Annotated in this window: 11 protein-coding genes; 6 read left to right on the forward strand and 5 right to left on the reverse strand. The window is 70.0% G+C overall.

What is annotated here, in order from left to right:
* Positions 1–212: 212 nt before the first annotated feature.
* Positions 213–998 carry a YidC/Oxa1 family membrane protein insertase gene (locus ABD154_RS13025; protein ID WP_198500625.1) on the forward strand — a complete coding sequence of 262 codons (786 nt, stop codon included), beginning with the start codon at positions 213–215 and terminating at the stop codon, positions 996–998.
* Positions 999–1,119: 121 nt separating this feature from the next.
* On the opposite strand, the gene ABD154_RS13030 is transcribed toward ABD154_RS13025, so the two are convergent.
* Both ABD154_RS13030 and ABD154_RS13035 read right to left on the reverse strand, forming a co-directional pair.
* A complete protein-coding gene (locus ABD154_RS13030; RefSeq protein WP_344251403.1) occupies positions 1,120–3,663 on the reverse strand; it encodes an ATP-dependent Clp protease ATP-binding subunit in 2,544 nt (847 codons plus the stop codon).
* Positions 3,664–3,812: 149 nt separating this feature from the next.
* Positions 3,813–4,283, reverse strand: coding sequence for a DUF4188 domain-containing protein (locus tag ABD154_RS13035; protein ID WP_198500623.1), 471 nt, complete (start codon positions 4,281–4,283; stop codon positions 3,813–3,815).
* A gap of 123 nt (positions 4,284–4,406) precedes the next feature.
* Here ABD154_RS13035 and ABD154_RS13040 point away from each other — a divergent pair, with 123 nt between their 5' ends.
* On the forward strand, positions 4,407–5,066 hold the full coding sequence (locus ABD154_RS13040) for a MerR family transcriptional regulator (RefSeq protein ID WP_198500622.1): 660 nt from the start codon (positions 4,407–4,409) through the stop codon (positions 5,064–5,066).
* A gap of 62 nt (positions 5,067–5,128) precedes the next feature.
* On the opposite strand, the gene ABD154_RS13045 is transcribed toward ABD154_RS13040, so the two are convergent.
* The 3 genes from ABD154_RS13045 to ABD154_RS13055 all read right to left on the reverse strand — a co-directional run bounded on the left by ABD154_RS13045 (position 5,129) and on the right by ABD154_RS13055 (position 7,416).
* On the reverse strand, positions 5,129–5,914 hold the full coding sequence (locus tag ABD154_RS13045) for a DUF3152 domain-containing protein (RefSeq protein ID WP_232623842.1): 786 nt from the start codon (positions 5,912–5,914) through the stop codon (positions 5,129–5,131).
* A gap of 132 nt (positions 5,915–6,046) precedes the next feature.
* Positions 6,047–6,709, reverse strand: a complete 663-nt coding sequence (locus ABD154_RS13050; RefSeq protein ID WP_198500621.1) for a VOC family protein — start codon at positions 6,707–6,709, stop codon at positions 6,047–6,049.
* Positions 6,697–7,416 (reverse strand): VOC family protein, encoded by a 720-nt coding sequence (locus ABD154_RS13055; protein ID WP_211978056.1) that lies wholly within the window; start codon positions 7,414–7,416, stop codon positions 6,697–6,699. The genes ABD154_RS13050 and ABD154_RS13055 overlap by 13 nt, the downstream gene beginning before the upstream one ends.
* A gap of 216 nt (positions 7,417–7,632) precedes the next feature.
* On the opposite strand from ABD154_RS13055, the gene ABD154_RS13060 reads away from it, so the two are divergent.
* Genes ABD154_RS13060 through ABD154_RS13075 form a run of 4 tightly spaced genes read left to right on the forward strand, consistent with a single transcriptional unit; the run spans position 7,633 to position 13,173 of the window.
* Positions 7,633–9,348, forward strand: coding sequence for a TIGR04028 family ABC transporter substrate-binding protein (locus tag ABD154_RS13060; protein WP_211978057.1), 1,716 nt, complete (start codon positions 7,633–7,635; stop codon positions 9,346–9,348).
* A 2-nt stretch (positions 9,349–9,350) separates the two neighbouring features.
* Positions 9,351–10,463, forward strand: a complete 1,113-nt coding sequence (locus tag ABD154_RS13065; protein WP_344251404.1) for an ABC transporter permease — start codon at positions 9,351–9,353, stop codon at positions 10,461–10,463.
* Positions 10,460–11,386, forward strand: coding sequence for an ABC transporter permease (locus ABD154_RS13070; RefSeq protein WP_211978059.1), 927 nt, complete (start codon positions 10,460–10,462; stop codon positions 11,384–11,386). The genes ABD154_RS13065 and ABD154_RS13070 overlap by 4 nt, the downstream gene beginning before the upstream one ends.
* Entirely contained in the window at positions 11,383–13,173 is a 1,791-nt protein-coding gene (locus ABD154_RS13075) for a dipeptide ABC transporter ATP-binding protein (RefSeq protein WP_211978060.1), read from the forward strand. Before ABD154_RS13070 ends, ABD154_RS13075 begins: the two co-directional genes overlap by 4 nt.
* Position 13,174 lies beyond the last annotated feature (1 nt).

Below are 13,174 nucleotides of genomic sequence, written 5' to 3' on the forward strand. Positions count from 1 at the left end.
CTCGGTGCTGCCCCGTTGGCACGGCCCCGTTGCCCCGCCTCGGTGCTGTCCTGTTGGCACGGCCCCGTTGCCCCGCCTCGGCGCGGGAGTCCAGCAGCTTATTCCTCGTTCAGGTGACGACCCCACCCCTGTGCCCGAGCACTGTCGCAGTGCGCGTGCACGCCGCGTGAGCCCGGTTCCGTGCTCACCCGGACGAACGAAGGACACCGTCTGTGAACATCTACGAATTCCCACCCATCAAACTCCTCGTCTCCGGCGCGTACTGGCTCGTCACCGCGCTCAGCGACCTCCTCCAACCGCTCGCCGGTGAGAGCAGTGCGGCGATCGCCGTCATCGTGCTCACCCTCGCCGTGCGCACCCTCCTCATCCCCGTCGGCCTCTCGCAGGTCAGGGCCGGCATCACACGGAAGCGCCTGGCCCCGAAGATCGCCGAGCTGCAGAAGCGGCACAAGGGGAACCAGCAGGTCATGCAGGAGAAGCTCATGGAGCTCTATCGGGAGGAGAACGCCTCCCCGTTCGCCGGCTGCCTGCCGGTGCTCCTGCAGATTCCCGTGCTCATGGCCGTCTACGGCCTCTTCGTCCAGCCGACGATCGGCGGTCAGGCCAACGAGCTGCTCGGGCACACGCTCTTCGGGATTCCGCTGAGCTCGAGCCTCGTCGGTCTCATCGGCGCAGGCGACCTCACCTGGGTCGCGGGACTGCTCTATGCCGGGCTCATCGTCGCGATCGCCGTCGTCGCCGCGCTCTCCCGCCACCTGCTCATGCCGCAGCCGACCACCTCGGCGGCCGACTCCGCGACCCAGCTGCCCGGCGGGGTCGACCTGTCGGGGATGACGCGGATGCTCAGTTTCATGCCGTTCCTCACCGCCGTCTTCGCCGCGTTCGTGCCGCTCGCCGCGACCCTCTACCTCATGACGACGACCGCGTGGACACTCGTCGAGCGGATCACGATCAACCGCGCCCTCGGCGTCGATCACACGGGCGCCCCACGGGCCTAGGCAGCGCCTTCAACGCCCTGCAGACACAACAACGCGGTGATCCGACATTTACGCCCTTTGCAAAGGGCGTAAATGTCGGATCACCGCGTCGAAGAGGGTGGCGCCTCGCGCCGGCGACCGGTCAGGCCGCCAGCGGAGCCGCCTCGGTGCGAGGAGCCACCGTGAGCTGTCCGTCGACGACGGTGACGTCGACGGTTCCGCCTTCGGCGACAGCCTCGGTGACCAGGATGTCAGCGATCCGGTCGTCGAGCTCGCGCTGGATGACCCGGCGCAGCGGACGGGCACCGAACTCGGGTTCGTAGCCCGCCTCGGCGAGCCAGTCCATGGCCTCCGCGGTGACGTCGAGGGCGATGCCCTGACGCCCCAGGCGCTCGATCGAGAGTTCGAGTTGGAGTCCGACGATCTCCCGCAGCTGGGCGCGGTCGAGGCGGGTGAACATCACGGTCTCGTCGATCCGGTTGAGGAACTCGGGACGCATGACCTCCTTGAGCCTGCCCATCACCTTCGCCCGCAGGTCATGGTCGGTGACCGTGGCATCCGCCGAGGTGAAGCCCAGCGGAGTGCTCTGGCCGATGAACTCGGACCCGAGGTTCGAGGTCATGATGATGACCGTGTTGCGGAAGTCGACCGTCCGGCCCTGACCGTCGGTGAGCCGACCGTCGTCGAGGACCTGGAGCAGCAGGTTGAACGCATCCGGGTGCGCCTTCTCGACCTCGTCGAGGAGGATGACTGAATACGGCCGCCTGCGGACCTGCTCGGTGAGCTGACCGGCCTCGTCGTAGCCGACGTACCCGGGAGGGGCGCCGACGAGACGGGACACGGTGTGCCGTTCCCCGAACTCGCTCATGTCGAACCGGATCATCGCCGACTCGTCGTCGAAGAGGGTCGCGGCGAGTGCCTTCGCCAGCTCCGTCTTGCCCACGCCCGTGGGGCCGAGGAAGAGGAAGCTGCCGATGGGCCTGGCCGGGTCGCCCATTCCGGTCTGCGACCGGCGGATGGCCTTCGACACCGCGGTCACGGCGTCGTCCTGACCGACGACGCGCCCGTGGAGCATATCCTCGAGCCCGGCGAGACGGATCTTCGTCTCCTGCGTCATGCTCGAAGCCGGGATCCCGGTGGCCCGGGAGACGACCTGAGCGATCTGCTCGGCATCGACGACGCCGTCACCGTCCTCCGCCGAGGCGGTCGCTGAGTTCAGGACCTCCTCGAGTCGGTCGGTGAGGCGCGAGATCTCGTCGCGGATCTCGCCTGCCCGTTCGAAGTTCTCCGCGGCGACCGCCGAGTTCTTCTCCGCTTCGAGCTCGCCGAGTTCGGCGCGCATCGCCGCCGTGTCGACGACCGGTCCGCGGCGCAGGGAGAGCCGGGCACCGGCCTGGTCGATGAGGTCGATCGCCTTGTCCGGCAGGAACCGGTCGGTGATGTAGCGGTGCGAGAGTTCGACGGCGGCGCGGATCGCCTCGGCGTCGTAGGTGACGCCGTGGTGTTCGGCATAGCGACCGGAGAGGCCGTCGAGGATCGTCACGGCGTCCTCGATGGTCGGTTCCCCGACCATGACCGGCTGGAAGCGCCTGGCCAGGGCCGAGTCCTTCTCGATCGTGCGGAACTCGCGCAGAGTCGTCGCGCCGAGGAGGTGGAGATCCCCGCGGGCGAGCCTCGGCTTGAGGATGTTGCCGGCATCCATCGAGTTCGATTCGCCGTTGCCGCCGGCGCCCACGAGGGTGTGGAGCTCGTCGACGAAGACGATGGTGTCCCCGTCCTCGGCGATCTCGTCGAGGGTCGACGTCAGCCTCTCCTCGAAGTCACCGCGGTAGCGGGTGCCGGCGAGCATGCCGGGCATGTCGAGGGAGACGACGCGCTTGCCGCGCAGCTGCGCGGGGATCTCGCCCGATTCGATGGCCTGGGCGAGGCCTTCGGCGATGGCGGTCTTGCCGACGCCGGCCTCACCGATGAGAACGGGGTTGTTCTTCGTGCGGCGGGCGAGGATCTCGATGGTCTCCTCGATCTCCGTGGCACGACCGATGACCGGGTCGAGCCGGCCTTCAGCGGCGAGCGCCGTGAGGTCGGTGCCGAACTTCTCGAGCATCGACTCCCCCTCACCGGACTCGGTCGTCCCGCCCTGCGTCTGCTTGGCTTCGGCCGCTTGGGCACCGGCCTGCAGGGTCGCCTGCGTGACCCCGGCCTGCGCGAGGATCCGCCCGGCGGGCATCTCCTGGTTGAGGACGAAGGCGAAGAAGAGGTGTTCGGGGTCGATGTAGGTCGAGCCGAACGCGCGGGCGACCTGGTAGGCGTCGAGCAGCGACTTCTGGGCAGCGCCGGTCAGTGTCGGCGCGCCCTCGGTCTCGCGTGCCTCGGCGGATTCGGGCAGGCGCTCGTCGATGGCCCGGGCGATCGCCTCGGGGTCCGCGCCGACCTGGCGCAGGGACGCCGAGCCGTGCTCGGAATCGACCATCACGCGCAGCAGGTGGAGGGCGTCGACCTCTTCCTGTCCGCGCCGCCGCGAGTACTCGGCAGCGCCATCGACGACTTCACGCGTGCGCTTGGACAGCAACCGGTTGATGTCGACGGAACGGCCCTGCCGTGGTGTGTTCTGACCCTGCAGATAGCGGGCGAGGAACTCGTCGAAAGAGCCTTCGCCACCACTGGAAGGTCCGAAGAAGTTAGCCAAAACGGTCTCCTTTGGAAGTTGAGCCAGGGTGACTCATATACGTCTGTTTGACTCAATCAACGAGAATCCTCCCGGTGATATTCCCCGTCCCTCCCCGGCGTGATGGAGGTCTCGCTTACCCATCGGAACCAAGGCTCTGACCAGTGATTTCACCGATCCAGACGGGCCTGGCGGTCGGCCGCGCGATGGCTGCGACCGGTGACCGGGCGGGATCCGACCACCTCGGCGAGTCCGATCGGGGGCATGCCCACGTAGATCGACTCCGCACCGGCCACCGGGTAGGTCTCATGCCACACGCCGACGGCACGCGGCGCATTCCGCGCGCGCCGATTGAAGGCCGACCATGCGGGTCGGTGGGACGCCTGCGGATCGGAGGCGTAGGCATAGAGCTTCTCGAGCGAACTCCAGTACTGCACCGTCCACGGACCGCGCGGGTCGGCGATCAGCCGGAAGCCGAGGAGTCCGGAGTCGGGGTCCTGCGAGAGCTCGCGGAGCATCGGCGGCATCGCCTGGAAGACGGGCAGCCAGAGGTCGGGGCGCCACCACTGACGGATGCGCATGCCGATGTGGAAGACGACGAGTTCGCCGTCGTAATCATGGGTGAGTCGAGTCGTCGTCATCGTGAGCTCCTGACATAATGGATACCTGCACTCTCCAATATTGGATAGTTATACTGTCCAATGTCAAGGGGACGGAGGGTGGAATCAGCCGGAAGAAGGATCAGACGCAAGAAGGAGGACTCTGTGCGGATCTCTGAGCTGTCGCGACGCAGCGACGTGCCGGTGGCGACGATCAAGTACTACCTGCGGGAGGGACTGCTGCCGGCCGGCGAGCGGACGTCGGCGACGCAGGCGGTCTACTCCGAGGCGCACGTCGACCGTCTCGAGCTCATCCGCGCCCTCCTCGGCCCGGCCCGACTGAGCATCGAGGCGGCCAAACGCGTGCTCGGCGTCATCGACGATCCGCCGGAGACGTTCTCCGAGGTGCTCGGCGCGGCACAGCACGCGACGATGCCCGCGCAGGCCCCCCGTCAAGCAGGCCCACCCCGTCAGACAGGCTCGTCCCGTCAGGGGCCAGAGGGAACCAGCACCGAGGCGGCCCTCGGCCTCGTCGCCGAACTCGGGTGGACGATCGACCCCGACAGCGTCGAAGTCGACCAGCTCGCCACGGCGCTGCGGGCTCTCGATGCGGCGGGCATCGACCTCATCGACGGCGGCCTCGCTCGCTACGGGCGCACCGTCCACGACCTCGCCGAGGCGGAGGTCGACACCGTGCCCACCGCCGAGATCGACAGCGCCGTGCGGCAGGCGGTGCTCGGCACCCTGCTCCTCGAACCGGTACTGCTCGCCCTGCGCCGCCTCGCCCAACAGGACGTTGCGATCAGACGGTTCAGGGAGGGCTGACCTCGACTCTCAGCTTGTCGTCAATCGCAGTCGGCCGGTCATCCCCGAGGCGGCCGAACCCACTACCCCTGGGACGGCCAGCCGTTGGGCGTGCAGCCGGACAGGCCCTTCGTCTGCTGCTGCATGAGCGGGGCGGTCTCCCCCGAACCCGGGCACGATTCGTGGCCGTGACCGAGCGCATGCCCGACCTCGTGGTTGATGAGGTACTGCCGGTACTGCGTGATGTCGTCGAACTCCGGAGTCGCGCTCACCCAGCGCTTGGCATTGAGGATGACGTTCGGGCCGTTGCGGCACGAGAGCTTCCCGAGCGTCTTGAGCGGCAGGCACATCTCATCGACGGTGTTCGGGCTCGCGATACTGATCATCGCGTCCTGCCCCGAATCGACGAGTTCGATCGACACGTCGTCGATGTCCTGCCAGCCGCGCTCGTCCTGGAGGGTCGCGATGATGAAGTCGGAGGCGCCATCGACGTCGATGGGCAGATTGTCCTCGACCCGGACGGCGACCGTGAACGCCCTGCCGCCGTCGCGGTTGGGCCCGACCTCAGCGGCCGGGCGCGCCCATTTCCCGCTGCCCTGCATCTCGATGTCGCCTTCGGTCACGCCGACCGCACCGGCCGAATCACCGCCGGGTCCCGTGGCCGTCGGTCCTGGGAGATCGGCCGGGTCGGTCACCGACGGGGCAGCGATCGTCTCGACCGCCTGCGGTGTCGGCCGGGTCTCCTCGGCCTCCTCGGGCGCGCACGCGCTGACGGCGGTGAGGAGGGCAGCGACGACCAACGCCGAGGCGGCGCGACCGATCCGTGCAGCGCGCGGACTGCGGCCGGTGGGGATGAGGGGCGGAATCACACCTGCGAGTCTAGCCGCGGGTTCCCTCTCTCTGCCGGATCTCAGTCCCTGCCGGATCTCGGTCTCTGCCGGATCGCGGTCTCTGCCGGATCGCGGTCTCTGCCGAGTCTCGAAGCGACGGGCACCGTACGCTCAGAACGTCAGCTCCCCGCCCGGACCGCGCAGCCGCGCCCGCAGGCGGCGCTCGGGCCCGGTGGCGACCTCGGTGTCACCGGCCCCGAGGACCTCGAGCATGCTCCGCGTCGCAGCGACGTAGGGCACCTCGACGATGAACTCGAGGAGATCGAGGGAGGGCAGGGCCGCCTCGGCGGGATGGACCGAGTCACCCCAGTCGATGAGGAACGGCTGGATCCCCTCCTGCGGGAGCGGGGACCGGCTCGTCAGCTGCCACGCGAGGAGGTTCCCCTCGGCGGTCTCGCGCGACATGTCCCTGACCTCGCCGACGTCGATGCCCGCGGTGCGCACGGCGGCGACCGTCGCCGCCATGGCCGGCGGGTGGATCGCCCACGTGCGCAGGGTCGGGGCGGTCGCGAGATGCGCGTCGAGCGGCAGCGTGCCGTCGGCCGGAGCCTCCTGCTCGGGATCGGGTCCGAGGATCTCGAGATACGTGTGCGCCCCGTCCGGCCGGCCAGCCGGTGCCAGCCCGATGAGGAAGTTCGCCGTCCCGAGTCCGGGGTGCCGGCCGCCGGGCACGGCCGGCACTCCGGTGGCCCGTTCGATCTCCGCGACCGCCGCGGGCAGGTCGGGGACGGTGACGACGAGGTGGTCGAGATGGGCGGGGATCAGAGCAGCCATGTGCCACCGGGTCCTTCCAGTCGGGCGTGGAGAGCGTCGGTCTCCCCCGCTTCGACCTCGATTCTCGCATCGAGAGCTGCGAGCACGGCGCGGGTGTCCGCGACCGTGGGGCTCGTCGCCCAGAACTGGGCGAGGGCGACGGTCGGCATCGCGCGGCTCGCCGGGTGCGGGGTGTCCAGCCAGTCGATGAGGAAGGGCTGGATCCCGCCGAGCGCGAGCGGAGTCCGTCGCGTCAGCCGCCACCGCAGGGTCTCACCATCCGGTGTCCGGCGGGACATATCGAACACCGCGCCGAGGTCGACGGGCGGATCCGTCGCCTCCGCGGCAGCCGCGACGGCCCGGTCGAATCCCCGCGGATGGATCGCCCACCGCTGCACGAGCGGTGCGGTGACCCCCGCGAGCGCCGGGGGCAGTGCGGGCGCCGTCGGGTCGGGTGCCGTCGGGTCTGGGGCCGTCGGGTCCGGCGCCGTCGGGTCAGCGGCGGGATCGGGGTTCTGCTCGGGGTCGGGCCCGAGGAGCTCGAGGTAGCCGCGCTCGGTCCGGGTCCCGGCGATCTCGAGCCCGAGCAGCGCGTTCGCGGTGCCGCGCCCGGGGTGCGCCCCTCCGGACACCGGACGAACACCGAGAATCGCCTCACATTGCTCAACAGATTGCGCGAGATCCGGGACGGCGATGACGAGATGATCGAAGGTCGCAGGCAGCATCATGTCTCAATATTAAGGCACGAATTGACAGTCATGACGCGGATGGGATTGACTTCAGGGCATGCAGACGACCACCTGGGACGCGACACGGCGAATGCCGATGTGCGCCGACGCGGAATCGATTCACCGCGTCGATTGTTGAGCTAAAAAGCTCCACCGGCGCCGCGATCTCCGCAGCCCCACTGACACCGCCCCGCCTGCTCGAAGGACTTCACCACCATGACGGACCTCCGTCCCCGGCACCGCGCGACCGCTGTGCCTGCTGCCCGCCTCGGCGGAACCACCCGGCGCAGTGTGCTCGGCGTCGGTCTCGGCCTCGGGGCGCTCGCCGCACTGAGCGCCTGCACCCCGACCGACACCGATCCGCTCACCGACGGTCCGCCCGTGAACGGCGGGGTGCTCACGTACTTCGAGCCGCAGACGTGGACGCTCCTCTACCCGCCGTCCGTCGGCTTCTACCCCAACGGCGGGATCATGAACAACATCTCCGCGCGCCTGCTCTGGCAGGACCCTGAGACCCTCGAGCTCTTCCCGTGGCTGGCGACCGCGCTGCCGGAGATCAGCGCCGACGCCACCGAGTTCACGTTCACCCTGCGGCAGGGCGTCACGTACTCCGACGGGTCCCCGCTGACGGCGGCGAACGTCGCGAAGAACTTCGACCTCTTCGGCCGCGGCGACGAATCGCGCACCCTGCCCGTGTCCGAGCAGATCTCGAACTACGACCGTGCCGAGGTCCTCGACGACCGTCGCGTGCGCTTCCACTTCACCGCGCCCTCCCCCGGCTTCGCGCAGGCGACATCGACGATGAACGCGGGACTCCTCGCCGATTCCACCCTCGACCTCGACGCCGAGGGCTTCGGTCCCGGCAGCGCGACGAAGATCCACACGGCCGGTCCCTTCCGCATCACCGCCGAGACGATCGGGACGAAGCTCTCGATCCGCGCCCGGGAGGACTACGACTGGGCGCCGCCGCACCTGAAGCATCAGGGCCGGCCGTACCTCGACGGCATCGACTACCTCGTCAACAGCGAGTACTCGGTGCGCATCGGCGCAGTGCTCTCCGGCCAGGCCGACGGCGTCCGCGACGTCCAGGCCCCCGACGAGCCGCGCGTGTCCGAGCAGGGGCTGCGCCTCTATGCGAAGGCGACGAACGGGATCAACAACAGCATCAACTTCCGCTTCCGCCACCCCCTGCTCGCCGACATCCGCGTCCGCCGGGCCCTCATCTCGGCGATCGACCGCCAGGAGATCGTCGACAAGCTCTTCACCCCGAACTACCCGCTCGCCACGGGGCTGCTCGCGCAGGGCGCGATGGGCTACACGGACCAGACCGGGGCCTGGGTCTACGACCCCGCCGCGGCGAACCGCCTCCTCGACGAGGCGGGCTGGGCCGAACGCGGGGCCGGCGGGTACCGCGTCAAGGACGGACAGGTCCTCGCGCTCACCGTCAACACGGCACTGCCGCAGCCGCGGTCGAACGAGGTGCAGACGCTCGTCCAGCAGCAGCTGCGCCGCGTCGGGGTGCGCCTGTCGATCAACCCCGGCGACCAGGCGAAGCAGACGCTCGACGCCCTCGACCTCGACTCGATCCAGATCTACCACTCGATGGTCGCCCGGGCCGACTACGACAACCTGCGGTCGAACTACGCCTCGGTCAACCGGGACGTCTTCCTCAACGCCGCCGGCCGCGACGACGCCGCGGACGACACCGTCGACCCGGAGATCGACCGTCTCCTCGACGCCCTGGCCTCCGAACCGGCGACGGCGCGTCGCCAGGCCGCCGCCGAGGCGGTCCAGTCCTACCTCGTCGACCAGGCCTACGTCCTCCCGTTCTTCGAGGAGCCGCAGGTCTTCGCCTTCCGCCGCCGCGTCCATGGTTTCGCCACCGAACCCGTGGGCCGCCCCGACTTCTACAGCACCTGGATTGCGAGCTGATGATGATCGACCTGAGATACCTCTGGCTGCGGCTCGGACAGGCTCTCCTCGTCCTGCTGCTCGCCTTCACCGCGGCGTTCGTCCTCCTCTCCGTCATCCCCGGGGACGGGGTGACCGCCCGCTTCGCCGATCCCGCGCTCGGACTCTCGGCCGACCAGGTCGCGGCGATCCGCGCGGAGACCGGCGCGGACGAACCGCTGCTCACCCGCTACCTCATCACGCTCGGCGGGTTCCTCACCGGGAACTTCGGGTTCTCCGTGCAGACGGGAGCCGCCGTGTCGACGATCGTCGCCGCCGCCCTGCCCTCGACGCTCGCACTCGCGGTCTCCGGTTTCCTCACCGCGGTCGTCCTCGGCGTGCTCATCGCGGTGTTCGCGACCTTCGGCCCGACGACCGGCCCGCGGGCGTGGGTGCGCCGGGTCCTCGACTCCGTGCCGAGCCTCTTCATCTCGATCCCCGTGTTCTGGCTCGGGATCCTCCTCATCCAGGTGTTCTCGTTCCAGCTCGGCTTCGTCTCCGTCGTCTCCCCCGGCCCCGCCGAGGCGCTCGTCCTCCCCACGCTCACCGTCGCCGTCCCGCTGTCGGCCCCGATCGCGCAGGTCCTCATCCGCTCGATCACCGAGGTCAAGGCCGCGGGCTTCGTCAAGGTGACGGCCGCGAAGGGGGCCTCCGAGCTGTGGATCCTCGTCCACGCCGTCGCCCGCAACGCGCTGCTGCCGGGGCTGACGATCGTCGGCCTGATCTTCGGCGAACTCGTCGCCGGCGCCGTCGTCACGGAGACCGTGTTCGGCCGCAACGGCATCGGCCAGATCACCGCGCAGGCGGTGACGAACCGCGACAATCCGATCCTGCTCGCCGTCGTCGTCCTCGCCACGCTCGGCTATGTCGTCATCAACCTCGTCGTCGACCTCCTCTACCCCGTCGTCGACGTCCGACTCCGACGCGGCCGGGGAACCGCCTCGGCGCGGGGACTGCGGAGACCATCGCAGACGGCGACACGACAACGGACACCCGACGACCGGACGAAGCAGGCCCTGGCGGCGAGCGCGAGCAGCGTCGGCGTCGAGCTGGACTGGGGTACCGACGATCATGCGACGAGGAAGGCGAGGCCATGAGCTTCATCTCGAGTCTCACCCGCACGAGCCTCAACCGACCGACCGGTGACGGCACCGGCCCCGACGGGTCCCGCGGCAGTCGGTCCGGCGGCACTCGCTTCAGCGTCACTCGGCTCGGGGCGGCGGGCGCGGTCATCGGGCCGGCGACCGCGGTGTCGGCGCTCGTGCTCCTCATCGCCGTCGCCTGGGCGCTCGTGCCCGGTCTCTTCACGCAGTACGATCCCAATGACGGCGGGGACACCGCGGCCCTTCTCGCGCCGAGCGCCGACCACTGGTTCGGCACCGATCAGACGGGCCGCGACGTCTTCGCCCGGGTCGTCCACGGCGCGTCCCAGTCGCTGCTGGCGGCCCTCGTCGCCGTCGGCGTCGGGCTCATCGTCGGCACCGGGATCGGGCTCATCGCCGGCACGCGCCGCGGCTGGGTCGATGACGTGCTCATGCGCGCCGTCGACGTCCTCCTCTCGATCCCCGCGATCCTGCTCAGCCTCTCGATCGTCATCGTCCTCGGCTTCGGCACGATCAACGCGGCGATCGCGGTCGGCGTCACCGCGATTGCGCAGTTCGCGCGTCTGACGAGGTCAGAGGCCGTGCGGATCAACACGAGTGACTACGTCGCCGCGGCCTACGGGTCCGGCGGCACGTACTGGTCGGTGCTCGGGCGCCACATCCTCCCGAACTCGATCTCCCCGGTCCTCACGCTCGCCGTCCTCCAGATCGGGTCGGCGATCCTCCAGATCTCGACGCTCGGCTTCCTCGGCTACGGCACCCCGCCGCCGACCCCGGAATGGGGCCTCATCATCGCCGAGGGCCGCAACTTCGTCGCCACCGCATGGTGGCTGACGGTCCTGCCCGGCCTCGTCGTCATGGCCGTCGTGCTCGCCACCCACCAGATCGGCAACACCCTGCGAAAGGTCACCTCATGACCCTCTCGACCGCTCCCGCTGTCACCGCGCCGGCTCCCGCCGGGTCCGCTGCGCTGCTCGCCGTCCGCGGTCTCACCGTCGACTACTCCCGCCGAGGCGGTTCCGCCGATCCCGCGGTCGACGACGTCGACCTCGTCGTCCGTCCGGGTGAGACGACGGCGGTCGTCGGCGAGTCCGGGTCGGGCAAATCGACGACGGCGAACGCCGTCCTCGGCCTCCTCCCGGAGACCGCGCGGGTGACCTCAGGAGGGATCCGCCTCGGCGACGTCGATCTCACGACGCTGTCCCGGCAGGGCTGGCGCGGGGTGCGCGGGGCGCAGATCGGGTATGTGCCGCAGGATCCCGGGAACTCGCTCAACCCGCTGCAGACCGTGGGGACGTCCGTCGCCGAGGCGCTGCGCATCCACAAGCGGGCCGACCGCCGGGCCGCTCGCGCCCAGGTCATCGACCTCCTCGAACGCGTCGGCATCGACCGGCCCATGATGCGCGCCGACCAGTATCCGCACGAGCTCTCCGGGGGCATGCGCCAGCGGGTGCTCATCGCGGCGGCGATCGCGCTGCGGCCCCGGCTGCTCATCGCCGACGAGCCGACCTCGGCTCTCGACGTCACGGTGCAGAAGCGCATCCTCGACCTCCTCGACGAGCTGCGCGCGGAGACGGGCATGGGCGTCCTCCTCATCACCCACGATCTCGCGGTCGCCGGTGAGCGGGCCGACGAGGTCGTCGTCATGCGCGCAGGCCGCGTCGTCGAGACCGGGACGGCGGCCGACATCTTCTCCCGTCCGGCGGCCGATTACACCGCCCGGCTCCTCGCCGACGCCCCCGCGCTGCACGCGCGGACCGGGCTCCGGGACCGGGTGGCCCGCGATATTGGTGAGCCTGGTGAGAGCCCCTTCGTCGCGGTCGAGGGGCTCACGCAGATCTACGCCCGCGGGGACGACGCTCCTGGTGAGAACGGGACTGCCGGTGAGAACGGGACTGATGGTGAGAGCGGGACTGCCGGCCGCCTCGGCGAGGTCATCGGGGTCGAGGACGTCTCGCTCACGGTCGCGCGCGGGACGACGCACGGCATCGTCGGGGAGTCGGGGTCGGGGAAGACGACGACGGGTCGGGCGCTCGCCGGGTTCCTCACCCCGCAGGCCGGGACGGTGCGGATCGGAGAGATCGATGCCGCGGACCTCGGCGTCGGCCGGGACCGCCGGGCGCGGCTGCGGAGCCTGCGGCGGACCGTCCAGCTCGTCCACCAGAACCCGTATTCGGCGCTCGACCCGCAGCAGTCGATCGGGGCGATCCTCACCGAACCGCTGCGGAACTTCCGGATCGGAACCCGGGCCGAGCGCGGTGCGCGCGTGACCGCGATGCTCGAGCGAGTCGCACTGCCGACGGCGTTCGTCGATCGGCGGCCGCGGGAGCTCTCGGGCGGGCAGCTGCAGCGCGTCGCGATCGCCCGTGCGCTCATCGCCGGACCCGAGCTCGTCGTCCTCGACGAGGCGGTCTCCGCTCTCGACGTCACGGTGCAGGCGCAGATCCTCGACCTCCTCGGGCAGCTGCAGACCGAGCTGGGACTGACGTACGTCTTCATCTCCCACGACCTCTCCGTGGTGCGCCAGATCGCTGATACCGTGTCCGTCATGTCGCGCGGACACCTCGTCGAGAGCGGTCGGACGGAGGACCTCTTCACCCGACCGCAGACCGCCTACACGCGCTCGCTCCTCGACGCGATCCCCCGGCCGCTGGACCTGCCAGCCCCTGCCGCCTCCACTCCTTCCGCTCCGACAGAAAGCTGAG

This window comes from Brevibacterium sanguinis (assembly GCF_039528855.1).
GTDB classification, from domain to species: Bacteria; Actinomycetota; Actinomycetes; order Actinomycetales; family Brevibacteriaceae; genus Brevibacterium; species Brevibacterium sanguinis.

What these genes read in the sequence shown, in the direction of transcription:
- ABD154_RS13035 (WP_198500623.1), bottom strand. Translation starts at nt 4,283, where the DNA reads ATGACGACGACTCGACTCACCCATGATTACGACGGCGAACTCGTCGTC.
- ABD154_RS13075 (WP_211978060.1), top strand. Translation starts at nt 11,383, where the DNA reads ATGACCCTCTCGACCGCTCCCGCTGTCACCGCGCCGGCTCCCGCCGGG.
- ABD154_RS13055 (WP_211978056.1), bottom strand. Translation starts at nt 7,416, where the DNA reads ATGATGCTGCCTGCGACCTTCGATCATCTCGTCATCGCCGTCCCGGAT.
- ABD154_RS13060 (WP_211978057.1), top strand. Translation starts at nt 7,633, where the DNA reads ATGACGGACCTCCGTCCCCGGCACCGCGCGACCGCTGTGCCTGCTGCC.
- ABD154_RS13065 (WP_344251404.1), top strand. Translation starts at nt 9,351, where the DNA reads ATGATCGACCTGAGATACCTCTGGCTGCGGCTCGGACAGGCTCTCCTC.
- ABD154_RS13050 (WP_198500621.1), bottom strand. Translation starts at nt 6,709, where the DNA reads ATGGCTGCTCTGATCCCCGCCCATCTCGACCACCTCGTCGTCACCGTC.
- ABD154_RS13070 (WP_211978059.1), top strand. Translation starts at nt 10,460, where the DNA reads ATGAGCTTCATCTCGAGTCTCACCCGCACGAGCCTCAACCGACCGACC.